Raw genomic sequence first — 26,329 nt, 5'->3', positions numbered from 1 at the left:
GGCGGGCCGGCACCCGCGCAGCCCGGGTCAACGGGACCTGCGCGGGGCCCGGTGCGGGACCCGGCGCGGTCGGCGGCCCCGGCGGGTTCGCCGGGCCGGGACGCGCCGAGGCATGAGAAAAGAGGACCATCGGCTGATCCGATCGGGCGATTTGTCCGCCGCGCTCCACCCGGTTCGTCGCTCTGTGTGAACTACGCTCGCCATCCGAAGGCAGCGAGAGGAGCGGATCCGTGGCGGATTTCGTCGGGCGGCGGCGTGAGCTCAAGGAGCTGCGCGAGGACATCGCGCGCACCGGGCTCGACACCCTCTCCGGCCGCAAGGCCAAGGCGCCGCGGGCCCGGGTGCTGCTCGTCGCCGGGCGGCCGGGATCGGGCCGGACCGCCCTCGCCGAAGCGCTGGTGCGCGAGATCGCCGACGACTATCCCGACGGGGTGCTCGAGGTCCGGCTCACCACGCCCACCGGCGAGACCGTCACCACCGAGCGCGCCCTGCGCACCCTTCTGGAGGCACTCGGCCTGCCCACCCCGCCCGGCGCCGCCGAGGACGAACTCGGCTTCGCCCTGCGCGAGGCCCTCGCCGACCGCCGGGCGGTCCTGCTCGTCGACGACGCGGCCGACCCCCACCAGGTCGACGCCCTGCTCCCGGACACCCCCGAGTGCCTGGTCGTCGTCACCGCCGAGGGCCCCCTCACCGGGATTCCGGATGTCCGGCCCTGCACCCTGGGCGGCCTGGACACCCCCTCGGCCGTGGCCATGCTCGTCCACCGCATCGGCGACATCCGCGTGGCCAACGACCCCCGCGCCGCCGAGGCCCTCGCCGAGGAGTGCGGCAACCAGCCCGCGGCGCTGCGTCTGGTCGGCGGCTGGCTCGCCGCGCACCCCAAGGCGTCCGTCGCCGACGTGGCCAAACAGCTCCACGACATGCCCGCGGGCACCAGCGGCCCGCTCGCCCGCACCTTCAGGCTCGTCTACGAGGCCCTCCCGCAGCCCGCCCAGCGGACCCTGAGACTGCTTCCGCTTGCCCCGGCCGGGCTCGTCGACCCGCACACCGCCTCCGCCCTCGCCGGCTGCTCCGTGGCCGCCGCGCAGTCGATCCTGGAGGACTTCACCGCCCTGGGCCTCGTACGGAGCGCCCGCGACGGGCTGTTCGTCCTGCCCGGCTGCCTCGCACCCCTCCTCCAGGCCCTGCTCGAGGCCAAGGAGCGCCCCGCCGAGGTCCAGCTGGCCCGGGCCCGGATGCTGGAGCGCACCGTACGGCTCCTGCTCTCCTGCCGGGCGATGGCCGAGGAGTGCGCCGAGGAGCCCATCGGTCCGGTCGGCGGCCCGGAGAAGCTGGACGCCCTGCCGCGCGCCCTGCGCTTCGCCGACCGGCGCGCCGCCGCGACCTGGCTGGACACCCGGCTGCCCGCGCTGACCGCGGCCGCCTCCCTGGCCGTCGCCGACGGGGACCTGGACACCCTGGCCCGCCGGCTCGTCGCGGCCCTCGCGGGGGCCCTGTCCGAACACCGGGGCACCTCCGAGGCCGCCCCCGAGCTCTACGGGCTGCACCGGCTGGTCCTGGACGTGGCCGAGCGGCGCGGTCTGCACCGGGAGCGGGCCGCCGCGCTGCTGAACCTGGCCGACCTGGACGCCGAGACCGGGCGCACGCGGGAGGCGCTCGAGCGCTACCGGGCCGCGCTGGACGCCGGCAGGGCGGCGAACGATCCGTACGCGGTGGGCCGCGCGATGGAATCCGTAGGCGGCGCGTACCAGGAGCTCGACGACTGGCACCGGGCCTCCGACTGGTTCGGCCGGGCCCTGTCCCACGCCCTCGCCCGGGGCGAGCGCACGGACGAGGTGAGGCTGTACGGGCGGCTCGGGAACGTGCACACCTACGCCGGCCGGTACGGGGAGGCGCTGCGGAGCTGGCGGGCCGCCTCCGCCGGCTACCGCAGGCTGGCCGATGTCCCGGGCCAGGCAAAGGCGTTGAGCGAGATGGCGCGGATCCAGGAGTACGCGGGGCGGCCCGAGGAGTCGCTGCACACCTGCCGCGAGGCGGTGGAGCTCGCTCGCCGGGCCGGGGAGCTGCGACTTCAGGCCGCGCTGCAGGTGCGCCTGGCCGACACGCTCGACCGGCTCGGCGACCCCGCGGCCGCCAGGCTGCACAGGTCCGCGGCCGACAGATTGCTGGGAGACGACCCCGCAGCCTGCGAAATCCGTAGTGGTTCCGACTGAGATTATTGCTTTGCAAGGCTAGACAGCGGCTCGTCCTTCATTAGACTGGGTTCACCAGGTCATCCCCTGGCGCATCCCGTTGCGCGTTCTTGTGAACGGGTTTGTATGGAAGTACCCCGAAACATTCCCTGAGCCAAGGACCGTGAGTGACGATGAAGGTCGGCATCCCCCGCGAGGTCAAGAACAACGAGTTCCGGGTCGCCATCACGCCCGCCGGCGTGCATGAGCTGGTCCGGGGCGGCCACCAGGTCTTCATCGAGCAGAACGCCGGTGTGGGCTCCTCGATCACGGACGCGGAGTACGTGTCCGCCGGCGCCGAGATCCTGGACACCGCCGACGAGGTCTGGGCGACCGCCGACCTGCTGCTGAAGGTCAAGGAGCCCATCGCGGAGGAGTACCACCGCCTCCGCAAGGACCAGACCCTCTTCACCTACCTGCACCTCGCGGCCTCCCGCGAGTGCACGGACGCCCTGCTGGAGTCCGGCACCACCGCCATCGCGTACGAGACGGTCGAGACCGCGAACCGCGCGCTCCCGCTGCTCGCCCCGATGTCCGAGGTCGCGGGCCGGCTGGCCCCGCAGGTCGGCGCCTACCACCTGATGCGCTCCGTCGGCGGCCGCGGCGTTCTCCCGGGCGGCGTGCCCGGCACCTCGGCCGGCGAGGCCGTGGTCATCGGCGGTGGCGTCTCCGGCTGGAACGCCGTGCAGATCGCCGTCGGCATGGGCTTCCACGTGACCCTGCTGGACCGCGACATCAACAAGCTCCGCGAGGCCGACAAGATCTTCGGTACGAAGATCAAGACGATCGTCTCCAACGCCTTCGAGCTGGAGAAGGCCGTCGTCGAGGCCGACCTCGTCATCGGTGCGGTCCTCATCCCGGGTGCGAAGGCCCCGAAGCTGGTCACCAACGAGCTCGTCGCCAAGATGAAGCCCGGAAGTGTCCTTGTCGACATTGCGATCGACCAGGGCGGCTGCTTCGAGGACTCCCGTGCGACCACCCACGCCGAGCCGACCTTCCAGGTCCACGACTCGGTCTTCTACTGCGTCGCCAACATGCCGGGCGCGGTGCCGAACACCTCCACGTACGCGCTGACCAACGCCACGCTGCCCTACATCGTGCAGCTCGCGAACCTCGGCTGGGCCGAGGCGCTGCGTCGTGACCCGGCGCTCGCGCTGGGCCTCAACACCCATGACGGCCAGGTGGTTTACGGTCCCGTGGCCGAGGCCCACGGCCTGCCGACCCTCGCGCTGAGCTCGCTGCTCGGCTGAGTTTCGGACGCTCCGTCAACGACTGACGTCAATCTCACGTATCCGGCCGGACCTTGCTCGCAAGGTCCGGCCGGACGCGTTCGGGGGGCGTCCGGCAGGGCCCTTCAACTCGCCTCGAACGTAACCCTTTAACCCTTTCGCACACCCGCGAAACTTCCCGGCGACAGCTCGTACGCCCTTGACAGAGTGGTGTTCGGTTGCCGACACATCGCGGTGGGTCCGGTGGATTGTGTTGCCGCTGAGTGGTGACACGCCATAGAGTCGCCAACCGTCGGCATGGTGCCACGCTGACCTATCGATAAGTGTCCTGGTCACGTCCGAGGAGGTAAGACGACTTGTGAATGAGTCGACATTTGCTCCTGGGGGTGGACGAGCAGGAACGCCTGCGCGGGGTCATGGCCCTGCCGGAATCGAAGCTGTCGGCTCCGTCGCAGTCCGCACCTTCGCAAACCAACAGCGCATGACGACGCCCCAAAAGAGCATGGACGGCCTAGACGTGAACTCCAGGGCCGGCGACCTGAGCGGCGAAAAGCCCGTGGGTTTCGCCGACTACGACCAGGTGCCCGAAGGGCACTTCTACGACCCCGACGCGGAGTACGAGCCCGACCCCGAGTACGCGGCCACTCTCGCCCCCGACGCTGCCCGCCAGCGCCGTGAGCGGATCGGTCCGACCGGACGGCCGCTGCCGTACTTCCCGATCCCGGGCCCGCTGACCGATCACGGTCCGGCGAAGATCATCGCGATGTGCAACCAGAAGGGCGGCGTGGGCAAGACCACGTCGACCATCAACCTGGGTGCCGCTCTCGCCGAGTACGGGCGCCGCGTGCTGCTCGTCGACTTCGACCCGCAGGGCGCACTGTCCGTGGGTCTCGGCGTGAACCCGATGGAGCTCGACCTGACGGTCTACAACCTGCTCATGGAGCGGGGCATGTCGGCCGACGAGGTGCTGCTGAAGACGGCGGTCCCCAACATGGACCTGCTGCCGAGCAACATCGACCTGTCCGCTGCCGAAGTGCAGCTGGTCAGCGAGGTCGCGCGCGAATCGACGCTGCAGCGGGCCCTGAAGCCGCTGATGGCCGACTACGACTACATCGTGATCGACTGTCAGCCCTCGCTCGGCCTGCTGACGGTGAACGCCCTGACGGCGGCTCACCGGGTCATCGTGCCGCTGGAGTGCGAGTTCTTCGCGCTGCGCGGTGTGGCACTGCTGACCGAGACCATCGAGAAGGTGCAGGAGCGGCTCAACCCCGAGCTCGAGCTCGACGGCATCCTGGCCACGATGTACGACTCCCGTACGGTGCACAGCCGCGAGGTGCTGGCGCGCGTCGTCGAGGCCTTCGACGACCACGTCTACCACACGGTCATCGGCCGCACGGTGCGCTTCCCGGAGACCACGGTCGCCGGTGAGCCGATCACCACGTACGCGTCCAACTCCGTCGGCGCCGCCGCCTACCGCCAGCTGGCCAGGGAGGTGCTCGCCCGGTGTCCCGCCGAGTGAGTCTGCCCGGAGCCGACGAGCTGTTCCGTACGACCGGGGGGATGGCGCTGACGTCGTCCTCGCCGTCCGCGGCGCGGGGCGTGGAGCACGCGGCGACCGCCGCGGAGGGCACGGTGAGGGAGGGCCGCAGCCGGGAGGCCGTGGCCGGCGGTGAGCCGGGAGTGGGTGCGCAGCGGCGGCCGCAGGAAGGTTCCGGTGGCGGCGTCCCGGCCCCGGCGCCCGGCCGGGGCAAGGGCCAGGGCCGGGGCGCGAACCGGCGGCCCAGCGGGCGCGAACGCCACGACGAGAAGATCACGGTCTACGTCTCCGCCGAGGAGCTCATGGACCTGGAACACGCGCGGCTGGTGCTGCGCGGGGAACACGGCCTCGCGGTCGACCGCGGCCGCATCGTGCGCGAGGCGGTCGCCGTGGTCCTGGCCGACCTGGAATCCCGCGGCGACGCCAGCATCCTCGTCCGCCGCCTCCGGGGCCGCTGAGCCCCGTCGGGCCGCCGCACCCCGTCGGGCCGCCGTACCGGGCCGGCGGGCCCCGCGCCGGTCCGGGGCGGGTCCCCGCGCCGCGGGACGCGCCGTACGTGGGAGCCTTGGTCCCTGGCCCCGGCCCGACCGGCCGTCCCCTCCGTACCACCCTGGACCGCGATGCCCTCTTCCGCCGAATCCGGCCACCCGTCCCGCCGCCCGCTGGGCCGCGGCCCGGGTGTCCCCGTACCGGCGGCGGCGGAGGAGGAGGCGCCGTCAGGTCCCGTCGCCGGGCCGCTGACCGCGAAGTCCCCTCCCGAACCCGGGCCCCCGGCCCCGGACGGCCTGGAATCGCCCCTGTCGGCCTCCGGTGACCCCGGAGGCCCCTGGGGACCCGAAGCGGTCCCCAGGGGCCCTGAGCAGGCCCCGGGGGCGTCCTGGGGCGGCGGGGAGAGCGGGGCCGGGGGAGAGCGGGCCGTCTCGGCGGACGGGCGGTTCACGCTGAGGCTGGCCAATTTCGAGGGGCCCTTCGATCTGCTGCTCCAGCTGATCTCCCGGCACAAGCTCGACGTCACCGAGGTGGCGCTGTCCCAGGTCACCGACGAGTTCATGGCGCACATCCGCGCCATGGGCCCCGACTGGGACCTCGACCAGACCACCGAGTTCCTCGTGGTCGCCGCCACTCTCCTGGACCTCAAGGCCGCCCGGCTGCTCCCCGTCGCCGAGGTGGAGGACGAGGCCGACCTCGCGCTGCTCGAGGCCAGGGACCTGCTCTTCGCGCGACTGCTCCAGTACCGGGCGTACAAGCGGATCGCCGAGATCTTCCAGGAGCGGGCCGACGGCGAGGGCCGGCGCTACCCGCGCACGGTGGGCCTGGAGCCCCGGCTGGCCGAGCTGCTGCCCGAGGTGGTCATCGGAATCGGCGGCGGGGGACTGGCGCGGCTCGCCGCCAAGGCCATGCAGCCCCGGGCCGCGCCCCAGGTGTACGTGGACCACATCCACGCTCCGCTCGTGAGCGTGCGGGAGCAGGCCGGGCTGATCGTGGCGCTGCTCAAGGCGCGCGGTGAGGCCACCTTCCAGGAGCTCACCGAGGGCGCGGGCGACACCCTCACCGTGGTCGCGCGCTTCCTGGCCCTCCTGGAGCTCTACCGCGAGAAGGCGGTGGTCCTGGAGCAGGAGGAGGCCCTGGAGGCGCTCACCGTGCGCTGGAGCGGCGGGGACGGGGACGGGATGCCGAAGGTGACGGACGAGTTCGACCAGGTCGTGGAGGCCCAACGATGAGCGGGACGGCGGAGCGGGAGCGGACGGCCGGGGCCGGGCGGCCAGGGCAGGCGGCGGAGGTGGCCGCGCCGGCGCTCAAGCCGGCCCTGGAGGCCGTCCTCATGGTCGTGGACGAACCGGCGACCGAGACGCACCTCGCCAAGGTGCTGGACCGCAGCCCGCGGGAGGTCGCGGACGCGCTGCGCGAGCTGGCGGACGAGTACGACGTGCAGGGCCGCGGATTCGAGCTGCGGCTGGTCGCCGGGGGCTGGCGCTTCTACAGCCGCGCGGACTACGCCCCGGCCGTCGAGGCCTTCGTCCTGGACGGCCAGCAGGCCCGTCTCACCCAGGCGGCCCTGGAGACCATGGCGGTCGTCGCGTACCGCCAGCCGGTCAGCCGGTCGAGGGTCTCGGCGGTCCGGGGAGTCAACTGCGACGGGGTCATGCGCACCCTCCTGCAGCGGGGTCTGGTGGAGGAGGCGGGGACGGAACCCGAAACAGGTGCGATCCTGTACAGGACGACGAACTACTTTCTGGAGCGGATGGGCCTGCGCGGCCTGGACGAGCTCCCGGAGCTCGCGCCCTTCCTCCCCGAGGCGGACGCGATCGAAGCCGAGACGCAAGAGGGTGTTCCGTCGTTCGATCCGGATGCACCGGATACCGATGAAGACGACAAGACGACGGAACTTTGATGCGAAGCAGCGGCAACGGCAACGGTGGCAACAGGAACAGCGGCGGCGGTGGCGGCGGCGGGCGCGGTGACTCCCGCGGCGGCAGCTCCAGCGGCGGTGGTGGCTACCGCGGTGGCGGCTCCGGCGGTGGCAGCGGCAGCGGCGGCGGTGGATACCGCGGCGGCTCCGGCGGCAGCTCGGGCGGCGGTTACCAGGGCGGCTCCGGTGGTGGCTCCCGCGGCGGTAGCTCGGGCGGCGGTTACCAGGGCGGCTCGGGGGGTGGCTCCCGCGGCGGTAGCTCGGGCGGCGGTTACCAGGGCGGCTCGGGCGGTGGCTCCCGCGGCGGTAGCTCGGGCGGCGGTTACCAGGGCGGCTCGGGCGGCGGCTCCCGCGGCGGCAGCTCTGGCGGTTACCGCGGTGGCGGCAGCTCCAGCGGTGGCGGCTACCAGGGCGGCGGCTCCGACCGTGACCGCGAGCCCGCGCCCCGCATCCGCAACCCCCGCCCCGAGGAGCGTCGCTACGACGTGGGCCCCGAGGGCGAGCGCAACGGCCGCGGCGGTGCCAAGGCGGGCGGCGGCGGTGCCCGCGGCGCGGCCGACGGCAACCGCGGTGGCGGTGCGCGCGGCGACGCGGCCCGTGGCGGCGCCAAGGGCGGCCCCAGGACGTCCAGGACCCCCGCCATCGGCGGCGCCGGCGGCCCGCGCAGCGGTCCCGGCAGCCGCAGCGGCCGGTCCAAGCCGCGCGAGCTGGAGGCGCGGATCGAGGAGCGCGTGCGCGACCGGTACGCCGACAAGCCCGTGATCAAGACCCCGAAGACCTTCCCGGGCGCCGAGGAGGAGGGTGAGCGTCTGCAGAAGGTGCTCGCCCGCGCCGGCATGGGCTCGCGCCGTGCGTGCGAGGAGCTCATCGAGCAGGCGCGCGTCGAGGTCAACGGCGAGATCGTGCTGGAGCAGGGCAAGCGCGTGAAGCCCTCGGACGAGATCAAGGTGGACGGCCTGACCGTCGCTACCCAGTCGTACCTCTTCTTCGCGCTGAACAAGCCGGCCGGCGTCGTCTCCACGATGGAGGACCCGGACGGCCGTCAGTGCCTCGGCGACTACGTCACCAACCGTGAGACGCGTCTCTTCCACGTCGGCCGGCTCGACACGGAGACCGAGGGCATCATCCTCCTCACCAACCACGGTGAGCTGGCCCACCGCCTCACGCACCCGAAGTACGGCGTGAAGAAGACCTACGTCGCAGCGGTCACCGGACCGCTGCCGCGCGAGATCGGCAAGCGCCTCAAGGACGGCATCGAGCTGGAGGACGGGTACGCCCGCGCCGACCACTTCCGCGTCGTCGACCAGCTCGGCAAGAACTACCTGGTCGAGGTGACCCTCCACGAGGGCCGCAAGCACATCGTCCGCCGCATGATGGCGGAGGCCGGCTTCCCGGTCGAGAAGCTCGTCCGGACCGCCTTCGGCCCGATCGACCTGGGGGACCAGAAGTCCGGCTGGCTGCGCCGCCTGACCAACACCGAGGTCGGCATGCTGATGCGCGAGGTCGGCCTGTAGGACCGCCGCGAGGCCTCCAGAACCCGCGGTGCCTTCGGGCGCCGCGGGTTTTTCGGTTGTGCCGGACCCCGGCCTTCTTTATAGTCAGTCTGACCATAAAGAAAGTGGGGGTGGCCGTCATGGGGTGGCAGACGAGCTGGACCGAGATCCTCGGGTTCGTCACGGGAGCCGTGTGCGTCTGGCTGGTCGCCCGGCAGCACATCGCCAACTGGCCGATCGGCATCGCCAACAACGTCTTCTTCATCGTGCTCTTCGCCCAGGCCGGCCTCTACGCCGACGCCGGGCTGCAGATCGTCTTCATCGCCCTCGCCGCGTACGGCTGGTGGTCCTGGACCCACGGGGGTGGACCAGGAACGCTCGAAGCCCTGCCGGTGCGCCGCACCAAGGCCACCGAATGGGCCGCCCTGGCCGCGGCGGGGGCGGTGGCGGTGCTCGGCCTGACGGTCCTGCTGGGCCGGGTCACCGACTCCACCGTCCCGTTCTGGGACGCGCTGACGACCGGGCTCTCGCTCATGGCCACGTACGGGCAGTGCCGCAAGCTGCTCGAGTCCTGGTGGCTGTGGATCGCCGCCGACCTCGTGTACATCCCGCTGTACGTCTACAAGGGGCTGTACCTGACCTCCCTGCTGTACGTGGTCTTCCTCGCCCTGTGTGTCGCCGGACTGACCGGCTGGCGCCGGGCGCTCCCGGCCCGCGGCGTCCGCGAGGCCCTGCGGGCGACAGCGTGAACCGCCGGGGAGGGGCGAAGTACGGGCACGGGCTGGTGCTCGGCAAGTTCTACCCGCCGCACGCGGGCCACCACCACCTGGTGCGCACCGCCCAGGACCAGTGCGAGCGGCTGACCGTACTCGTCTGCGCGGCCTCGGTGGAGTCCGTGCCGCTGGCCGACCGGGTCGCCTGGATGCGCGAGGCGCACCCCGGGGCCGAGGTCGTGGGCGCCGTCGACGACATCCCGGTCGACCTGCACGACCCGGCGGTCTGGGAGGCGCACATGGCGATCTTCCGGCGCGCGGTGGGCCGCCGGGTCGACGCCGTCTTCACCTCGGAGGAGTACGGGACCGAGCTCGCGCGCAGGTTCGGCGCGGAGGAGGTCTGCGTGGACCGGGACCGGACCCTCTTCCCCGTGTCCGGGACGGCCGTACGGGCCGACCCGGTGGGGAACTGGGAGTTCCTGGGCCCGGCCGTGCGGGCCGCGCTGACACGGCGGATCGTCGTGCTCGGCGCCGAGTCCACCGGGACCACGACGCTGTCGCGGGCCCTGGCGGCGCACTGGCGCCGGCGCGGCGGGGTGTGGGCGAAGACGGGCTGGGTCGCGGAGTACGGCCGGCGGTACAGCGAGGAGCGGCTGGCGGCCGCCCGCGCGGCGGACCCGGCGGCTACCTGGGCCGACGTGAGCTTCACCTCGGACGAGTTCCCGGTGATCGCCCGGCGCCAGGACGCCGAGGAGGAGCGGGCGGCGCGGCTGGGATCGCCGGTCCTGTTCTGCGACACCGACTCCTTCGCCACCGGCATCTGGCACGAGCGGTACATGGGTGGGCGCAACGAGGAGGTCGAGCGGATCGCCGCCGGCCGGCACCGGGAGCTGTACCTGCTCACCGATGACGCGGGCGTGCCCTTCGAGGACGACGGGCTGCGCGACGGACCGCAGCTGAGGCCGTGGATGACCGGGCGGTTCCGGGAGGAGCTGGAGCGGACCGGGAGACGCTTCCTGGTGGTGCGCGGGGACCGGGAGACGCGGCTGGCGGTGGCGGCGCGGGCCGTGGACGAACTGCTCGGCGAGGGCCGGCACTTCGCGGACCCGCTGCCGGAGCGGAAACCCGTGCCGGTGCCGGTGCCGGTGCCGGTGCCGGTGCCGGAGCCGGGGGCGGGGGCGGGGGCGGGCGCGCGGCGGGTGCCGGGGCAGCTTCCGCCGCCGAGGCCGCAGCAGGCGTCGGAGCGGAAGCGCAGCCGGTGAGCGACGTCGCCGGCGCATACGACCCGCACGCCTACGAGCCGTTCGCCGTGACCGTCGACCTCGCCGTCTTCACCGTCCGCGACGCCGCGCTGCACGTGCTGCTGATCCGTCGGGGCCGGGAGCCGTACGCGGGCGCCTGGGCACTACCCGGCGGCTTCGTGCTGCCCCGGGAATCCGCGGAGACGGCGGCCCGGCGCGAGCTGGCCGAGGAGACCGGCCTGTCGGCGGAGGTCGTCGCCGCGCTGCGCCTGGACCAGCTGCGCACCTACAGCGAACCGGACCGCGACCCCCGGATGAGGGTCGTCTCGGTGGCCTTCACCGCGCTCGTCCCCGACCTGCCGGAACCGGCGGCCGGGGGCGGCGGGGACGCGGACCGGGCCCGCTGGGTTCCGGTGGGCGAGGTGACCGGACCGGCCTCGGGAGCCGGCTTCGGGCTGGCCTTCGACCACGGGCAGATCCTGGCCGACGCCCGCTCCCGCGTGGGCTCGAAGCTGGAGTACAGCTGCCTGGCCACCGCCTTCTGCCCGCCCCAGTTCACGCTCGGCGAGCTCCAGACCGTCTACGAGACCGTCTGGGACACCGTCCTGGACCGTCCCAACTTCCGCCGCAAGGTGCTGGCCACGCCGGGCTTCGTGGAGGCCGTGCCCGGCGCGGCCCGCCTCACCGGCGGCCGCGGCAAACCGGCCGCGCTCTACCGGCCGGGCCCCGCCACCACCCTGCACCCGCCCTTGCTCCGCCCCTCGGAAGGACCTGCGCGATGACCACGAACGCGAACGCGAACACGAACCCGGGCACGAATCCGGGCAGGGCCGCGACCGCGGCCACGGGCAGGGCCGGGAAGCGCGCGGCGACGGGCGCCCTGATCGGCCTGGCGCTGGGCGACGCGCTCGGCTTCCCGACCGAGTTCAACGACGTACCGGGGATCCTGTCCAAGACCGGCCCCTGGCGGTCCATGGCGCTGCCCCGCCCGGCGATCGTCACCGACGACACCCAGATGACGTTGGCCTTCGCCCGCGGCATACGGACGGCCGCGGAGCGCGGCCCGGTGGGGCCCGAGCGCCTCGCCCGCCCCGTCCGGGAGGAGTTCGTCGACTGGTACCACTCCCCGGAGAACAACCGGGCCCCGGGCAACACCTGCCTGAAGGCCTGCCGGCTCCTGGACCAGCCGGGCCTGGACTGGCGCGACGCCAGCCAGATCGGCTCCAAGGGCTGCGGCGCCAACATGCGGGTCGCGCCGGCCGGGCTGGTGCCCGGCTGGACGGAGGAGGAGCGGGCCGGTGCGGCCCAGCTCCAGTCAGCCCTCACCCACGGCCACCCCACCGCGCTGGCCGCCTCGGACCTCACGGCGCGGGCCGTGTTCCTGCTGGCGCGGGGCACCGAGCCGACCGGTCTGGCCGGCCTCCTGCGCTCCTACGCCCTGGAGAACCGCACCCGCTACCACGAGCGCTGGCTCGGCGACCTGTGGATGCGCACGGCCTCCGACGCCACGCCGGAGTCCTTCATGGCCCGTGGCTGGGACGAGTGCCTGGACGTCCTGGACCGCCTGGGCGCGGCCCTGCGCTCGCCCTCCCCGGAGACCGACCCCTGCCTGACCACGGGCGACGGCTGGATCGCCGAAGAGGCTCTGGCCACAGCCCTCCAGTGCTTCCTGCTCTTCCCGGAGGAGCCGCTCCTCGCCCTGCGCCGGGCCGCCTGCACCCAGGGCGACTCCGACTCCATCGCCTGCCTGGCCGGCGCCTTCGCGGGCGCCCACCTCGGCGCCGACGTCTGGCCCCGCGACTGGGAGGGCCGCATCGAGTACCGCGACGAACTCCTGGCCTTCGGCACCCTCTGGGACGCGTGAGCCGTGCTGGACACCCTGAGCATCGACCTGGCCCCCGTCGTCGCGGAGCAGCCCGACCCGCTGCTCTTCGCGACGGTCTCGGGCGCCCACCTGTACGGGTTCCCCTCCCGGGACTCCGACGTCGACCTGCGGGGAGCGCACCTGCTGCCCGCGGCCGAGCTGCTGTCCCTGCGCGATCCGCAGGAGACCCGCAGCCGGATGTGGTTCCGGGACGGGACCGAGATGGACCTGGTCACGCACGACCTGCGCAAGTTCGTCCGGCTGATGCTGAACCGCAACGGCTACGTCCTGGAGCAGCTGCTGTCCCCGCTCGTGGTGCACACGACGCCGGCGCACCGGGAACTGGTCTCCCTGGCACCCGGCGTCCTGACCTCCCACCACGCCCACCACTACCGGGGCTTCGCGGGCACCCAGTGGCGGCTCTTCGGGAAGACGGCCGGACTCAAGCCGCTGCTCTACACGTTCCGGGCGCTGCTCACCGGCATCCACCTGATGCGCTCGGCGCGGGTGCAGGCGCACCTGCCCACGCTGCTGGACGAGGTGCCGGAGTCCCCGCGGTACCTGGCCGGGCTGATCGAGGCCAAGGCCGAGGCCGAGCACGGGGCGGCCGCCGGGGTCGACGTGGGGCGGCTCGAGCGGGACTACGAGGTCCTGCTCGGGGTGCTCGACGAGGCCCGGGCCGCCTCCGCGCTGCCGCAGCACACGGAGGCCTTCGCCGCCCTCGACGCGTTCGTCGTACGGCGGCGGGCGCGCTAGCGCGCCGAACCGGAGCCGGAGCGGGGCCCGGACCCGGAGCCCGACCCGGGGACGGCTACGGCAGGGGCCGGGCCAGGGCGGAGGCGTGGCGGGCGCGGAAGAGGAAGTCCTCCACGCGGCGCAGGTCCGGGGCCTCGGGGAGCGGGGTGCCGGCGAGGGCGGCTTCGGTCTCCTCCGTCAGGCGGGTCATCCAGGCGTCGACCTCGTCCCAGCCGAGCTCACCGCGGCGGACCGCGAGGAGACGGTCGCGGTAGGGACCCGCGTCGATCACCAGGCGGCCCGTGCGCAGCAGGTCGCGGCAGGACAGGAGCAGGCGCAGCAGGTGCATGGCGTGCTTCCAGCGCGGAGCGCCGTGGTTGCGGAGATCGGCGAAGATCTTGCCGCGCTGGGTGACCGCGTACCGGCTGAAGGTGGTGTGGGCCCGGCGGGAGAGGAACGCCTCGCGCAGGGAGAGGAGTTCCTCTCCGACCGGGGTGAGCTCCTCCACGAGGGGGGAGTGGAGGCACTCGAGGATGTTCGGGTTGGCCCGCAGGGCGAGCTCGCAGAAGCGCTCCAGCTCCCAGGAGAACTCCTCCTCCCGCGGCCCGTCCACGTGCGCGGGCGGTTTCTGGAAGCGCCAGAAGAGCGGGGACGGGGCGAGGTAGACACCGCGCCGGTCGGTGTCGCTCGCCTCCGTCGCCAGGCCGAACGCCCTCGAACCCATCACGCAGGCGTAGACCGTGTGGTCCCTGACCAGGGTGAGTTCGAGCGGCTCGGGCGTCGGCTTGTCGTTCATCCCGCGAGCCTAGGCAGGCGGGACACCGCTAGGCGAGCGAGATTTCGCCCGCCGGGGAGACGGTGATCTTCTTCTCGGCCAGCGGCTTGGTGGCCGGGCCGTGGGCCACCGCTCCGTCCGCGACCTTGAACTTGCTGCCGTGGCACGGGCAGTCGATCGTGCCGGCCTCCACCTTGTTCACCAGGCAGCCCTGGTGCGTGCACACCGCCGTGAAGCAGCGGAAGGAGCCGGCCGTCGGCTGGGTGACCACCAGCTTCTCGTCCTTGAGGACCGTGCCGCCGCCGACGGGCACCTCCGAAGCCTTGAGCAGGGCCTTCGTCTGCGGGGCGGAGGGCGAGGCCGGCGCGGCCACCGCGGGGTCCTGCGGAGAGGACGAGCTGCCGCTCTCCGCCTTGGGCTTCGTCTCGTCGGACGAGCCGCACGCGGTGAGCACGCCGCCTGCCAGGGCGCTCGCGCCCGCCGCCAGTACCGTACGCCGGGCGCTGCGTGTGGGGTCGCTCATGACTTCTCCTCGGGTGATCGCCGGGATGGCGCTAGGCATCCTGACGTGTGACGGGGCTCAGGAGAACCCCGCCACGCCTTTGCTCAGCCCTCCGGCTGCCACGAAACCAGCCGTGCCGGTGTGCCGGGGGCGCGTACGACCTCCCACACGCGGGTCACGGCGTCCCGGTTCAACGGTCCGTGGACGTGGGGGTAGCGGGCGCCGGACTTCCCCTCCCTGCGGACCTCGGAAGTCAGGGCGAGCTCGTCGAGCTCCACGGCGAGCAGGGTCCCCGGTACGCCGCCGTAGTGCGAGGAGGCGATCTCGAGCGCCGTCGCGGGATCGGCCGAGCAGTGCACGAAACCCTCGGACGCGAGCGAGGACGGGGCGTACGGGCGCTCGGGCCCGGTGGTCCAGTCGGCGAGCGGTACCAGGTGGAAGATCATGCACCGATCATGCCGACCGCCCCGGGGCGGCCGCCGGACGGTCTGCGCCAAGTGGCGGACGCGCCCGGTCCGGGCGACATTGTCCGTGTCGTGGAGCCGGGTCCGCGACCGCCGCGTGCCCCGCTCCCCGTCAGCCCCGCGGTCCGGCGCCCCGTCCCACCGGACGGACCGCCGGGTCGTCGCGCCGTCCGCGCTGGCTACCCTGAGGCAGGCACCGCCGCCACTGACCCCTGGAGCACCCCGTGAGAACCGCCGTCGTCATCGGAACCGGACTGATCGGCACCTCCGCGGCGCTCGCCCTCGCCGCCCGCGGGATCGCCGTCCACCTGGTCGACCGCGATGCCACGCAGGCCCGTACGGCCGCCGCCCTCGGCGCGGGCACGGACGAGGCCTACGAGGGGGGCCGGGTCGACCTCGCGATCGTCGCCGTGCCGCCGGCCCACGTCGCCGCCGCCCTCGCCGACGCGATCGGCCGGGACCTGGCGCGGGCCTACGTGGACGTGGCCAGCGTCAAGGGCGGACCGCGGCGGGAGCTGGACGCGCTCGGCGTGGACACCAGGGCGTACATCGGCACGCACCCCATGGCGGGCAAGGAGCAGTCCGGGCCGCTCGCGGCGACGGCGGACCTGTTCGAGGGCCGGCCGTGGGTGCTCACACCGACCCGGGAGACCGACCACGAGGTGCTGAACCTGGCACTGGAGCTGGTCGCCCTGTGCCGGGCCGTCCCCGTCGTCATGGACGCCGACGCGCACGACCGCGCGGTCGCGCTGGTCTCGCACACCCCCCAGCTGGTCTCCAGCATGGTCGCCGCCCGGCTGGAGGAGGCCGACGAGACGGCCGTACGGCTGTGCGGGCAGGGCATCCGGGACGTGACGCGGATCGCGGCATCCGATCCCCGTATGTGGGTGGAGATCCTCTCGGCGAACCCGGGGCCCGTCGCGGACGTCCTGGCCGGCATCGCCGCCGACCTCGAGGAGACCGTCGAGGCCCTGCGCGGCCTCCAGTCGGCCGACGAGGAGAAGCGCAGGGGCGGCGCGGCCGGCATCGAGGACGTGCTGCGCCGCGGCAACGCGGGCCGGATCCGGGTGCCCGGCAAGCACGGCGCGGCGCCGGCGGCCTACGAGACGGTGGCCGTGTTCATCTCCGACCAGCCGGGGGAGCTGGCGCGGATCTTCGCCGACACCGGCCGGGCGGGGGTCAACATCGAGGACGTCCGGATCGAGCACGCGACGGGACAGCAGGCGGGCCTGGTGCAGCTCATGGTGGAGCCGAGGGCCGCCGCGAGCCTGGCGGCCGAGCTGCGCGAGCGGGGCTGGGCACTGCGCCAGCAGTAGCCCGGCGGCTCACCCGGTGGGCGGTGCCGAAAAGCCCGGTAACCTGGAGGAGGGGCGCTATTGGCGCGCCCGGACACGTACGCGCAACCAGGAAGGTGCCCGCACCGTGGAAACCGCAGCTCCGACCGCCGTGATCGTCGCCATCGACGGTCCCTCCGGCACGGGCAAGTCCAGCACTTCCAAGGCCGTGGCCGCCAAGCTCGGGTTGCGCTACCTGGACACCGGTGCCCAGTACCGGGCCATCACCTGGTGGATGATCACCAACGGCATCGACACGGACGACCCCCAGGCCATCGCGATCGCGGCGGGCAAGCCCGCCATCGTGTCCGGCACCGATCCCGCCGCGCCCGCCATCACCGTCGACGGCCTGGACGCCTCCGGCCCGATCCGGACCCGGGAGGTCACCTCCAAGGTCAGCGCCGTGAGCGCCGTCCCCGAGGTGCGCGCCCTGATCACGGAGCTCCAGCGCTCGATCGCCGCCGAGGCGGCCGAAGCGGCCGAGGGGATCGTCGTGGAGGGCCGGGACATCGGCACCACGGTGCTGCCCGACGCCGACCTGAAGGTCTTCCTCACCGCCTCGGCCGAGGCCCGCGCGGCCCGCCGCAGCGGAGAGCTCCGGGGCAAGGAGGCCGCGGACCTCGCGGCCACCAAGGAAGCGCTGATCAAGCGGGACGCCGCCGACTCCGGCCGCAAGACCTCCCCGCTGGCCAAGGCCGGCGACGCCGTGGAGGTGGACACCACCGAGCTCACGCTCGACCAGGTCATCGAGTGCGTCGTGACCCTGGTGGAGGAGAAGCGGGCGGGCCGCAAGTGAGCGATACGCCCTCCCTCAAGGGTGCGGCGGTCGGCCGGCGGATCGGCATCGGTCTCATGTACGGCCTCTGGAAGCCGCGCGTGCTGGGGGCCTGGAAGGTCCCCGCCGCCGGCCCCGTGATCCTGGCCGTGAACCACGCGCACAACATCGACGGCCCCATGGTCATGGGTACGGCCCCCAGGCCGCTGCACTTCCTGATCAAGAAGGAGGCGTACGTCGGCCCGCTCGGCCCCTTCCTCGAAGGGATCGGGCAGGTGAAGGTGGACCGCTCCGGCGCCGACCGGGGCGCCATAGGCCGTGCGCTGGGCGTGCTGGAGAACGGCGGAGCCCTGGGGATCTTCCCCGAGGGCACCCGGGGCGAGGGGGACTTCGCCTCGCTCCGCGCCGGCCTCGCGTACGTCGCGGTCCGCTCCGGCGCCCCCGTGGTGCCGGTCGCCGTACTGGGCAGCACCGAACGGCGCGGCCGTGTCGTGAAGGCGCTGCCGCCGCTCAGGAGCAGGGTCGACATCGTCTTCGGCGATGCCTTCGACGCCGGGGACGGCAGTGGCCGCCGTACCCGTACCGCGCTGGACCAGGCCACCGTACGCATCCAGGCGCGGCTGACCGCCCACCTGGCCGACGCCAAGCGCCTCACCGGGCGCTGAGCGAGACTTGACCTAGTAGTGGAACCGCGCTGCGCGGGCCCCACCGACCACCACGAACGACGAGGAACGGACTTCATGAACGACCAGCAAGACCACGGAGCACTTGGCGACGCCGAGTACGCGGAGTTCATGGAGCTCGCCGCGGAAGAGGGCTTCGACATCGAGGACGTCGAAGGCGCCATCCAGGAAGCCGGCCACGGCCCGCTCCCGGTCCTCGCCGTCGTCGGCCGCCCCAACGTCGGCAAGTCGACGCTGGTGAACCGGATCATCGGCCGCCGCGAGGCGGTCGTCGAGGACAAGCCCGGCGTCACCCGCGACCGCGTCACGTACGAGGCCGAGTGGGCCGGCCGCCGCTTCAAGGTCGTCGACACCGGCGGCTGGGAGCAGGACGTCCTCGGCATCGACGCCTCCGTCGCCGCCCAGGCCGAGTACGCCATCGAGTCCGCCGACGCCGTCGTCTTCGTCGTGGACGCCAAGGTCGGCGCCACCGACACCGACGAGGCCGTCGTCCGGCTGCTGCGCAAGGCCGGCAAGCCGGTCGTCCTGTGCGCCAACAAGGTCGACGGCCAGAGCGGCGAGTCCGACGCGGCCTCCCTGTGGTCCCTGGGCCTCGGCTACCCGCACCCCGTGTCCTCCCTGCACGGCCGCGGCACCGGCGACATGCTGGACGCCGTCCTCGAGGCCCTCCCCGAGGCGCCCGAGCAGACCTTCGGCACCGCCGTGGGCGGACCCCGCCGGATCGCGCTCATCGGCCGACCGAACGTCGGCAAGTCCTCCCTCCTGAACAAGGTGGCCAAGGAGGACCGCGTCGTCGTCAACGAGATGGCCGGCACCACCCGTGATCCGGTCGACGAGCTGATCCAGCTCGGCGGGATCACCTGGAAGTTCATCGACACCGCGGGCATCCGCAAGAAGGTCCACCTCCAGCAGGGCGCCGACTACTACGCCTCCCTGCGCACGGCCGCGGCCGTGGAGAAGGCCGAGGTCGCGGTCATCCTGATCGACACGACCGAGACCATCAGCGTCCAGGACCAGCGCATCATCACCATGGCCGTCGAGGCCGGGCGCGCCATCGTGATCGCGTACAACAAGTGGGACAACCTCGACGAGGAGCGCCGCTACTACCTCGAGCGCGAGATCGAGACCGAGATGCAGCAGGTCGCCTGGGCGCCCCGCGTGAACGTCTCGGCGCTCACCGGCCGTCACATGGAGAAGCTGGTCCCGGCCATCGAGACCGCGCTCGCCGGCTGGGAGACGCGTGTCCCGACCGGCCGGCTGAACGCCTTCCTCGGCGAGGTCGTGGCCGCCCACCCGCACCCGATCCGCGGCGGCAAGCAGCCCCGCATCCTGTTCGGCACGCAGGCGGGCAGCAAGCCCCCGCGGTTCGTGCTGTTCGCCTCGGGCTTCCTGGAGCACGGCTACCGCCGCTTCATCGAGCGCCGCCTGCGCGAGGAGTTCGGCTTCGAGGGAACCCCGATCCACATCTCGGTGCGGGTGCGCGAGAAGCGCGGCGCGCAGCACAAGCGAAAGATGTAGTGGTGGTGTGCCGGGGCTAGTTGCCCCGGCGCGGAGCGGGCGGCAGGGCCGCCGGGATGTGCTGCATCCCGGTCTGGTGCTGCCGCCCGTTCGCGTATCCGGTCCCGGTCGCGGTGGCGGCGCCGGCGCCCGCGTACGAGTGCTGCGACGGAGGCTGGGGTGCCGGCTGCGGGGCGTAGGAGGCCTGCCAGGCGTCCGCCTGCTGCCACGAGGAACCGTTCCAGCCGCCGTACGGGTGGGCGCCCGGACCGCCGTACGTGCCGGACGCGGCCGCGGTGTACGAGCCGCCGTAGGAGAACGCGGTGAAGCCGAGGTCCTCCTCGCCCGACCGGTCGCCCGGAAGGGTCCGGAAGGCCCGCAGGTACTCCGAGTACAGGGTGTCGTAGATCGGGGTGTGCGAGGCGGCCGGAGCGTTCTCCAGCTCCCGTTCGTGGCGCATCGGGGGGACGGTGCTCGGATAGGACGGGGCGCGGGAGACATCGTAGGAATGCACGTATCTGCCAACGAAAGCGACGCCCGGCGGATGCGGGGTGCGCGGACGGAAAACGCAGATCGCCGGGGGTGCGCGGACGGAAAACGCAGATCGCCGGGGGTGCGCGGGACGGACCGCGCACCCCCGGCGCATGCCGTCCCGCCCCCGGCCGGGGACGCGACGGCGGCTCGCGGGGAAAGGGGGATCAGGCGCCCGGAGTGCCTGCCAGGGGCATGGAGGCGGCCACCAGTTTGCCGTTGCGCGCGGCCTTGTCCAGGGCGTCGCGGAGCAGGTCCTCGCGGGGCTGCTGGCCGATGGAGTCGACCGGGGCCGCGTAGACCAGGACGCGCTGCGTCCTGTTGACGGCGGCCCGCCAGCCGTCGGTGACCGACAGCGGCTTGTGCGCCTGCCACCAGGCGACCTGGCCGGGCTGGAGCACCGAGTGCAGCTGGCCGGCGGCGAGCAGGATCGACCAGCCGCTCAGGGCGGTCGGGAGTTCGTCGGTGTCGGTGACCGGGATGAAGCCCTGCTCGATGAGGAGCGGGAGGAAGTCGTCGCCGGGGCCGTCGGTCCCGGGCCGGGCGATGGGCGCCGTCGGCTCCACGACCAGGGCGGGGTGCAGCTCCCCGTTGATCAGGATCAGGCCGCTGGTGATGCCGAGGACGGCCTGGCCGCCGGGCACGGACCGTGGCGCCTCGCCGGCGGAGGAGGCCGGGGCGGGGCTGTCGCCCGTGATGGAGCGGACGGCGCCCTGGAGGTCGGCCTCGGGGACGGAGACCACCTGTGAGGGGATGCAGCCGGCGTGGGCGAAGGCGAGGACGGCCGTCTCGTCGCCGACGAACAGCACGGTGCTGGTCTGCTCGCGCTCCGAGTCGCCGGGGGTGCGGCAGGACGTGCAGTCGTAACTGCCGGGGGCCCCGTCGCCCGCGAGCAGCCGCTCGGCCTCCTCGTCGCCGATCTCGGCACGTACCTCATCACTGACTTCGAGCATGCGCGGCACGGGGTGGCTCCTCGGACTAGGCGTGCGGGGCCGGGGGGTTCCGGCTCGCCGGGCTCAACGGGGGAGCGGTGGCCGGGGTCACGCCGTTTGAGGGAACGGAATCGAACCGGACCCCCGAAGGAGTGAACGGTCCGACCGGTGCGTTGTTTTAGTGCCAACTCTTTTTCTGTTGTGCTCAGTTGATGGTCGGTGCTGGCCGTTTGGCCGGTGGGTCGAGCGGGTGGGGCCCGGCGCTCGCCGGTGTGCCCCCCGGTGTGGCGGTCCGGGGGCCGCCAGGGGGCCGCATAGCGTGACGCGGTGCGCAACTTCGGGATTCCGGGTGGGGTGGCCGCGGCGGCGCTGCTGCTGGTCGTGCTGGCTTCGGCGCCCGTGCCGGCGGTGGCGGCGCCCCCGCCGCCCGCGCCGGGAGGGCCCGGCCGGGGGGTCGACTGCGGGCCGGGCGGGGAGTGGCCGTGGGACTGCGTGGCCGACTGCGAGAGCGGCGGCCGGTGGGCGGTGAACTCGGGGAACGGTTTCTACGGAGGGCTGCAGTTCTGGCAGCCGACGTGGGAGGAGCACGGCGGTCTGTCGTTCGCCCCGAGGGCGGACCTGGCGACGCGCGACCAGCAGATCCGCATCGCGGAGGACCTGCTCGCCACCCAGGGCTGGGAGGCGTGGCCGGTGTGCGCCAAGCGGTACGGGCTTGCGGGGCGGGCGCACGTGGTGCGGCGCGGGGACACGCTGGAGGGGATCGCGCGGCGGCACCGGGTGCGGGGCGGCTGGCAGGCGCTGTACGCGGCGAACCGGGTGGCGATCGGCCCGAGCCCGGACTCCCTCAAGGCCGGCATGCTCCTGGTCCTGCCCCCGTCGGTCCTGCCCCCGCCGGTCCCGGCTCCGCCGGTACCGAAGGGCCCGGCACCGGAACCGGCACCCACGCCTTCGGCGCCGTCTCCGTCGGCGTCTCCCGTCCCGGAGCCCCTCACCTCGCCGGCTCCCACCGCGCCGGTCCCGCCCCCCGTGCGCCCTGCGCCCGCGGCCCGGTCGGCGCCCCCCGCCTGAGACCCGCTCCGGGCCTCCGGCTCAGGCCGGGTGGCCGACCGCCGGGTCGGAGTCGGCCGACGACTGCGCCGGGATGCGGGCCCCGGGGGCCTGCGCCCGGCCCTCGGACCTCGCCGCGGCCGGGGCCGACGCCTCGGGAAGGGGCTGCGCGGGCGCCCGTACCGGCTCCGCCGCGTGATCCGCGCAGTCCATCACGCGCGGAAGCCTCAGTGCCATCAGCGCTCCCGCCAGGAGCAGCGCGGCGCTCACCACCAGCGTGACGTGCAGGCCGTGGACGAAGGAGTGCCGGGCGGCCTCGAACAGCGAGTCACCCGCCGGTCCGCCGAGCCGCGCCGCGATCTGGTACGCCTCGCCGAGCGAGTGCGCCGCGTCGGCGGACTGCGCCGCCGAGACCCCGGGCACGTCGGTCAGTCCGGGCGCGTACGCCGCGTTCATCACGCTGCCGAGCAGCGCGATGCCCATGCCCGCACCCAGCTGGTAGGAGGTCTCGCCGATCGAGGCGGCGCCGCCCGCGGTGGCCGCCGGGACCTCGTTCAGCATCGATTCGTAGGCCGCGAACAGCGTGGTCTGCAGCCCGAAGCCGAGCAGGACGAACCCCACGGTCAGCAGGACCGGCCGGTCGTGCTGACCCATGAAGGTCAGCAGCAGCACCGCGCCCGCGGTCAGCAGGAAGCCGAGCGAGACCATCCGGCGCGGCCCGGTCCGGGCCAGCGTGTACGAGCCGGTCGCGCCCGCGGCCATCGCCGCGAAGGTGAGCGGCAGCAGCCGCAGCCCGGTCTGCAGCGGGCTCAGGTGCAGCACGAGCTGCAGGTACTGGACGGCGATCAGCTCCAGCCCCACCAGCGCCAGCATGGCCAGCACGATGCAGCCCACCGAGGTGGTGAAGGCGGGCCGGGAGAACATCCGCATGTCGATCAGAGGGTGGGTGCGCCGCTTCTGGCGGCGCACGAAGAGCACCAGCAGCCCCGCCCCGATCACCAGCGGGACCAGCGCGTGGAGGTCGGCGAGGTGCCGCTCCGCGCCGAAGCGCTTGATGCCGAGGACGGCGCCCAGGACACCGGCGGCGGCCATCAGCGCGCCGAGCACGTCCCAGGGACCGTCCGAGCCGCCCTTCGACTCGGGCAGCAGCCACCGGCCGAGGGGCAGGAGCAGGACCATCAGCGGGATGTTGATGAGGAAGACGGAGCCCCACCAGAAGTGCTGGACGAGGAATCCGCCGAGAACCGGCCCGCTCGCCGCACCGATGGCGGCGACGGCGGTCCAGATGCCGATGGCCAGTGCCCGCTCGCGCCGGTCGGGGAAGACCTGGCGCAGGATCGACAGGGTGGCCGGCATGATCATCGCGCCGCCGACGCCGAGCAGGGCGCGGGCGGCGATGAGGACATGGGCGTTGTCGGCGAGGGCGGCGACGGCCGAGGCCACGCCGAAGAGCCCGTAGCCGAGGAGCAGGACGCGGCGGCGGCCGACGCGGTCGCCGAGGGTGCCGAAGAGGATCAGGAGGGCGGCGCAGACGAGGGGATAGGCGTCGACGATCCACAGGAGCTCGATCGAGCCGGGCCGCAGGTCTTCGGTGACGGAGGGAACGGCGACGTGCAGGATCGTCGCGTCGAGCGCGACGAGAACCAGACTGATGCACAGGACCGCCAGGACGGCCCAGCGGTTGGCCCCGCCGGAGGCCGCGCCGAGCCGACGCAGTCGCTGCCAGGGGGAAGGGGTCCTGTCGCCGGCCGCGTTCGTCCCCGACATGCATGTACCTCCCAGGTGATCCCTCGCACTCGGCGGACCTGCGTCTTTCGGAGCCACGGGGGAAAAGGCGGGCGTCCTACGGGGTCCGGCGTCGACACGCGAGTGAACGGTCAGCGTACGCGAGTTCGGCTGTCCGACACGTGGTCAAGCTCTCATCGCCCCGCCGGCCGCGGTGTGGTGTACGCCACTCGTTTCGCGCCAATTCCCCCGCGCCGGCCCCTCCGCGTCCCCTCGCTCCGCGCCGCCTGCCCACGGGCACGCGGCCCCGGGTCCGCCCCGCCACCGATAATCATGCCCGTGAAGGATCTTGGATTTCGTCGGGCCGCGCCCGCGCTGGCCGTCTTCGCGGCGGTCCGGCTGTCCGGGCTGGCGGTGCTCGCGGTGTGGGGGGCGGTGGCCGGCAGCAGTCCCCACACGCTGCTCTCGGCGCGCTGGGACTCCCTCTGGTACGCCCGGATCGCCGCCGAGGGGTACGGGTACGAGGTGGCCCTCCCCAACGGGGACGTCCACTCCAACCTGGCCTTCTTCCCGCTGCTGCCCTGGCTGGAGCGCCTGGTCTCGGCCGCCACCGGGCTCGGTCACGGCTCCGCCGGCCTGGTGGTCTCGGCGGTCGCCGGGCTCGCCGCGGCCTGGGGGATCTTCGCCGTCGCCGACCTCCTGTACGGCCGCCGGACCGGGGTGCTCGCCGTCGCGCTGTGGGCCGCGCTGCCTGTCGCCGTCGTCCAGTCGATGGCGTACAGCGAGTCGCTGTTCACCGCACTCGCCGCCTGGAGCCTCTACGGGGCCCTGCGCGGCCGCTGGCTCACCGCGGGCCTGCTCGCGGCCGGGGCGGGGCTGACCCGCCCGGTCGGGGCGGCGGTGGTCGCGGCGGTCTGGGTGGCCGCGGCCCTGGCCGTGCGCCGGGGGGAGCGCGGTGGGCGGGCGCTGGCCGGGGCGCTGCTGGCTCCGCTGGGCGCGGCGGCGTACGTCCTGTGGGTCGGGGCGCGCACCGGCGGCGGGGTGGTGGGGTACCTGGACGTGCAGGGCGGCTGGGGAAACGGCTTCGACGGAGGCTGGGCCTTCGCCCGGTTCGTCGGGGCCCGGCTGGCCTCCCCGGCCTTCCTCGCCGGGATCGGCCTGATCGCGGGGGTCGTGCTGGTGCTGTGGCTGTACGGGCTCTGCGTACGGGGACGGCAGCCGGTCCCGCTCCTCGTCTACTGCGGGATCGTCGTGGCGCTGGCCCTGTGCGCGTCCGGCTACTTCGGCTCCAAGCCCCGGCTGCTGCTGCCGGCCTTCCCGCTGGTGTTCCCGCCGGCGGTGGCGCTGGCCCGGTGGCGGACGGGACGGGCGGCCGCGGTGCTGGGCGCGCTGGCCCTCGTCTCGGCGGTGTACGGGGCCTTCTGGCTGAACGGCTCGGGCCCGCCGTAGACCCCGCGGGGGGCGGCGCGGCCCCGCCCGGACGCCGCGCTCCCGGCAGGCCGACGTCACGGAACGGGTTATTCCGTTCCATCTTTGAGCAAAGGAATTGAGTCACACCGATAAAGCGCGGACGGGTATGCGAAGAAAAGGCCGGAGCAAGGCCCGGCTTCGCGCAAACCAAAGGCCAAATGCCCGGAATTAAGTCCCGCATGAGACCAACTCCACATCACATGGTCGTCACGAACCCCGCGATTCGACCGGGGCGCCCATCGCCGCGCGGTAACGTCGATTGAGTGCGTACCGATCAAATCCTGCCCAGACTGGAGCGGGTGTTCGCCCGGCTGGACCGGGAACCAGAGCGACCGGCTCATCTGCAAACACCGCGGATGAGCCGGCACCGCGTCGTGCTCCTGGGGGCGACCCTCGGCTTCTACCTCGCGATCGTCGTGGCCGTCCTGACCACCTCCTGGCTCGTCCGCCTGGACTGGCAGATCATGTTCTTCCGGCCGTACGAGCAGTGGCCGCAATTGCACGCCTTCCTCGACTACCTCGTCGTCCTGGGCCAGCGCGGACCCACCGCGGTCATGGTCGCGGCCTGGCTCGGCTGGCGTTCCTGGCGGCAGCACACGCTGCGCCCGCTGATCACCCTCGGTGTGGCGCTGCTTCTGCTCAACATCACCGTCGGTGCCGTCAAGCTGGGCCTCGGCCGGCTCGGTCCGCACTACGCCACCGAGATCGGCTCCGCCGAACTCTTCGCCGGCGGCGATATATTTCCTTCCGGCCACACCGCCAACGCCGTGGTGACCTGGGGAATCCTGGCCTACCTGGCTTCCACCGTGGTCACCCGGCGGGTGCTCTCCGTGGTGTCCGCGGTCGTCTCGCTGAGCGTCGGCGCCACCACCGTGTACCTCGGCACCCACTGGGTCAGCGACGTCCTGCTCGGCTGGTCCGCCGGTCTGCTCGTGCTGCTGGCGCTGCCGTGGTGCGAGCCGCTCACCGCCCGGGTCGAGGCCTACGTGTTCGGCCTGCGCGCGCGGCTGCGCTCCCTCGTGGAGGCCGGGCGGGTGCCCGAGCCCCTCACGGGCGTGCTGGTGGTGGGTGAAGAGCACCTCGGGCTCGGCCTCGTCGGTCGCGACGTTGTCGCTGATCTTGATGGCGACGATGTCCCGGC

The 26,329-nt window shown here is 73.4% G+C and carries 24 protein-coding genes and 1 pseudogene; 19 read left to right on the top strand and 6 right to left on the bottom strand.

Annotated features, from left to right (window positions below; translation table 11 throughout):
* Positions 1 to 230: 230 nt before the first annotated feature.
* From ABZY44_RS31095 to ABZY44_RS31040, 12 genes are all read left to right on the top strand, one after another.
* A complete protein-coding gene (locus ABZY44_RS31095) occupies positions 231 to 2,213 on the top strand; it encodes a tetratricopeptide repeat protein (RefSeq protein ID WP_356659652.1) in 1,983 nt (660 codons plus the stop codon).
* A 152-nt stretch (positions 2,214 to 2,365) separates the two neighbouring features.
* Positions 2,366 to 3,481, top strand: a complete 1,116-nt coding sequence (gene ald, locus ABZY44_RS31090; RefSeq protein ID WP_356659656.1) for an alanine dehydrogenase — start codon at positions 2,366 to 2,368, stop codon at positions 3,479 to 3,481.
* A 460-nt stretch (positions 3,482 to 3,941) separates the two neighbouring features.
* The gene (locus tag ABZY44_RS31085; protein ID WP_356659650.1) at positions 3,942 to 4,979 is read left to right on the top strand and encodes a ParA family protein; all 1,038 of its coding nucleotides are present in this window, start codon (positions 3,942 to 3,944) and stop codon (positions 4,977 to 4,979) included.
* Positions 4,964 to 5,455 (top strand): hypothetical protein, encoded by a 492-nt coding sequence (locus ABZY44_RS31080; RefSeq protein WP_356659648.1) that lies wholly within the window; start codon positions 4,964 to 4,966, stop codon positions 5,453 to 5,455. The genes ABZY44_RS31085 and ABZY44_RS31080 overlap by 16 nt, the downstream gene beginning before the upstream one ends.
* Positions 5,456 to 5,617: 162 nt before the next feature.
* Positions 5,618 to 6,718 carry a segregation/condensation protein A gene (locus ABZY44_RS31075; RefSeq protein ID WP_356659646.1) on the top strand — a complete coding sequence of 367 codons (1,101 nt, stop codon included), beginning with the start codon at positions 5,618 to 5,620 and terminating at the stop codon, positions 6,716 to 6,718.
* Positions 6,715 to 7,389, top strand: a complete 675-nt coding sequence (gene scpB, locus ABZY44_RS31070; protein WP_356659644.1) for an SMC-Scp complex subunit ScpB — start codon at positions 6,715 to 6,717, stop codon at positions 7,387 to 7,389. The genes ABZY44_RS31075 and scpB overlap by 4 nt, the downstream gene beginning before the upstream one ends.
* On the top strand, positions 7,389 to 8,921 hold the full coding sequence (locus ABZY44_RS31065; protein ID WP_356659642.1) for a pseudouridine synthase: 1,533 nt from the start codon (positions 7,389 to 7,391) through the stop codon (positions 8,919 to 8,921). The genes scpB and ABZY44_RS31065 overlap by 1 nt, the downstream gene beginning before the upstream one ends.
* Positions 8,922 to 9,040: 119 nt before the next feature.
* On the top strand, positions 9,041 to 9,649 hold the full coding sequence (pnuC, locus tag ABZY44_RS31060; protein WP_356659640.1) for a nicotinamide riboside transporter PnuC: 609 nt from the start codon (positions 9,041 to 9,043) through the stop codon (positions 9,647 to 9,649).
* Positions 9,646 to 10,875 (top strand): AAA family ATPase, encoded by a 1,230-nt coding sequence (locus tag ABZY44_RS31055; RefSeq protein WP_356659638.1) that lies wholly within the window; start codon positions 9,646 to 9,648, stop codon positions 10,873 to 10,875. The genes pnuC and ABZY44_RS31055 overlap by 4 nt, the downstream gene beginning before the upstream one ends.
* Positions 10,872 to 11,636: an NUDIX domain-containing protein gene (locus ABZY44_RS31050; RefSeq protein WP_356659636.1), complete on the top strand. Its 765-nt coding sequence runs from the start codon at positions 10,872 to 10,874 to the stop codon at positions 11,634 to 11,636. The genes ABZY44_RS31055 and ABZY44_RS31050 overlap by 4 nt, the downstream gene beginning before the upstream one ends.
* A complete protein-coding gene (locus tag ABZY44_RS31045) occupies positions 11,633 to 12,718 on the top strand; it encodes an ADP-ribosylglycohydrolase family protein (RefSeq protein WP_356659634.1) in 1,086 nt (361 codons plus the stop codon). The genes ABZY44_RS31050 and ABZY44_RS31045 overlap by 4 nt, the downstream gene beginning before the upstream one ends.
* A 3-nt stretch (positions 12,719 to 12,721) precedes the next feature.
* Positions 12,722 to 13,474, top strand: a complete 753-nt coding sequence (locus tag ABZY44_RS31040; protein ID WP_356659632.1) for a nucleotidyltransferase domain-containing protein — start codon at positions 12,722 to 12,724, stop codon at positions 13,472 to 13,474.
* A gap of 55 nt (positions 13,475 to 13,529) precedes the next feature.
* On the opposite strand, the gene ABZY44_RS31035 is transcribed toward ABZY44_RS31040, so the two are convergent.
* The 3 genes from ABZY44_RS31035 to ABZY44_RS31025 all read right to left on the bottom strand — a co-directional run bounded on the left by ABZY44_RS31035 (position 13,530) and on the right by ABZY44_RS31025 (position 15,176).
* Entirely contained in the window at positions 13,530 to 14,249 is a 720-nt protein-coding gene (locus ABZY44_RS31035) for a nucleotidyltransferase domain-containing protein (protein WP_356659630.1), read from the bottom strand.
* A 28-nt stretch (positions 14,250 to 14,277) separates the two neighbouring features.
* A complete protein-coding gene (locus tag ABZY44_RS31030; protein WP_356659628.1) occupies positions 14,278 to 14,751 on the bottom strand; it encodes a Rieske (2Fe-2S) protein in 474 nt (157 codons plus the stop codon).
* An 83-nt stretch (positions 14,752 to 14,834) separates the two neighbouring features.
* Positions 14,835 to 15,176, bottom strand: a complete 342-nt coding sequence (locus ABZY44_RS31025) for a DUF952 domain-containing protein (protein ID WP_356659626.1) — start codon at positions 15,174 to 15,176, stop codon at positions 14,835 to 14,837.
* Between the two features lie 242 nt (positions 15,177 to 15,418).
* On the opposite strand from ABZY44_RS31025, the gene ABZY44_RS31020 reads away from it, so the two are divergent.
* The 4 genes from ABZY44_RS31020 (at position 15,419) to der (ending at position 19,504) form a co-directional block, all read left to right on the top strand.
* Positions 15,419 to 16,510 (top strand): prephenate dehydrogenase, encoded by a 1,092-nt coding sequence (locus ABZY44_RS31020; RefSeq protein ID WP_356659624.1) that lies wholly within the window; start codon positions 15,419 to 15,421, stop codon positions 16,508 to 16,510.
* Between the two features lie 106 nt (positions 16,511 to 16,616).
* Positions 16,617 to 17,324 carry a (d)CMP kinase gene (gene cmk, locus ABZY44_RS31015; protein ID WP_356659622.1) on the top strand — a complete coding sequence of 236 codons (708 nt, stop codon included), beginning with the start codon at positions 16,617 to 16,619 and terminating at the stop codon, positions 17,322 to 17,324.
* Between the two features lie 56 nt (positions 17,325 to 17,380).
* The gene (locus ABZY44_RS31010; protein WP_356659654.1) at positions 17,381 to 17,968 is read left to right on the top strand and encodes a lysophospholipid acyltransferase family protein; all 588 of its coding nucleotides are present in this window, start codon (positions 17,381 to 17,383) and stop codon (positions 17,966 to 17,968) included.
* A 75-nt stretch (positions 17,969 to 18,043) separates the two neighbouring features.
* The gene (gene der, locus ABZY44_RS31005) at positions 18,044 to 19,504 is read left to right on the top strand and encodes a ribosome biogenesis GTPase Der (protein ID WP_356659620.1); all 1,461 of its coding nucleotides are present in this window, start codon (positions 18,044 to 18,046) and stop codon (positions 19,502 to 19,504) included.
* A 16-nt stretch (positions 19,505 to 19,520) separates the two neighbouring features.
* Here the strand turns inward: der and ABZY44_RS31000 are convergent, their stop codons facing one another.
* Together ABZY44_RS31000 and ABZY44_RS30995 are read right to left on the bottom strand one after the other, a co-directional pair.
* Complete coding sequence (locus ABZY44_RS31000) at positions 19,521 to 19,943, bottom strand: hypothetical protein (protein WP_356659618.1); 423 nt, start codon at positions 19,941 to 19,943, stop codon at positions 19,521 to 19,523.
* A gap of 238 nt (positions 19,944 to 20,181) precedes the next feature.
* Positions 20,182 to 20,976, bottom strand: coding sequence for a hypothetical protein (locus ABZY44_RS30995; RefSeq protein ID WP_356659616.1), 795 nt, complete (start codon positions 20,974 to 20,976; stop codon positions 20,182 to 20,184).
* A 297-nt stretch (positions 20,977 to 21,273) separates the two neighbouring features.
* Between ABZY44_RS30995 and ABZY44_RS30990 the strand changes: the two are divergent.
* Positions 21,274 to 21,819, top strand: a pseudogene (locus ABZY44_RS30990) (transglycosylase family protein); the annotation flags it as partial.
* A gap of 216 nt (positions 21,820 to 22,035) precedes the next feature.
* Here ABZY44_RS30990 and ABZY44_RS30985 read toward each other — a convergent pair.
* Entirely contained in the window at positions 22,036 to 23,760 is a 1,725-nt protein-coding gene (locus ABZY44_RS30985; protein WP_356659614.1) for an MFS transporter, read from the bottom strand.
* A 291-nt stretch (positions 23,761 to 24,051) separates the two neighbouring features.
* Here ABZY44_RS30985 and ABZY44_RS30980 point away from each other — a divergent pair, with 291 nt between their 5' ends.
* Entirely contained in the window at positions 24,052 to 25,167 is a 1,116-nt protein-coding gene (locus ABZY44_RS30980; protein ID WP_356659612.1) for a glycosyltransferase family 39 protein, read from the top strand.
* 284 nt (positions 25,168 to 25,451) lie between these two features.
* On the top strand, positions 25,452 to 26,329 hold an 878-nt coding region (locus tag ABZY44_RS30975), incomplete at its 3' end, for a phosphatase PAP2 family protein (RefSeq protein ID WP_356659610.1).

The sequence above is a fragment of the Streptomyces sp. NPDC006544 genome (assembly GCF_040611715.1).
Taxonomy (GTDB): domain Bacteria; phylum Actinomycetota; class Actinomycetes; order Streptomycetales; family Streptomycetaceae; genus Streptomyces.
The sequence above is the reverse complement of the archived record's forward strand: the minus strand, read 5'-3'. Positions and strand labels throughout refer to the sequence as shown.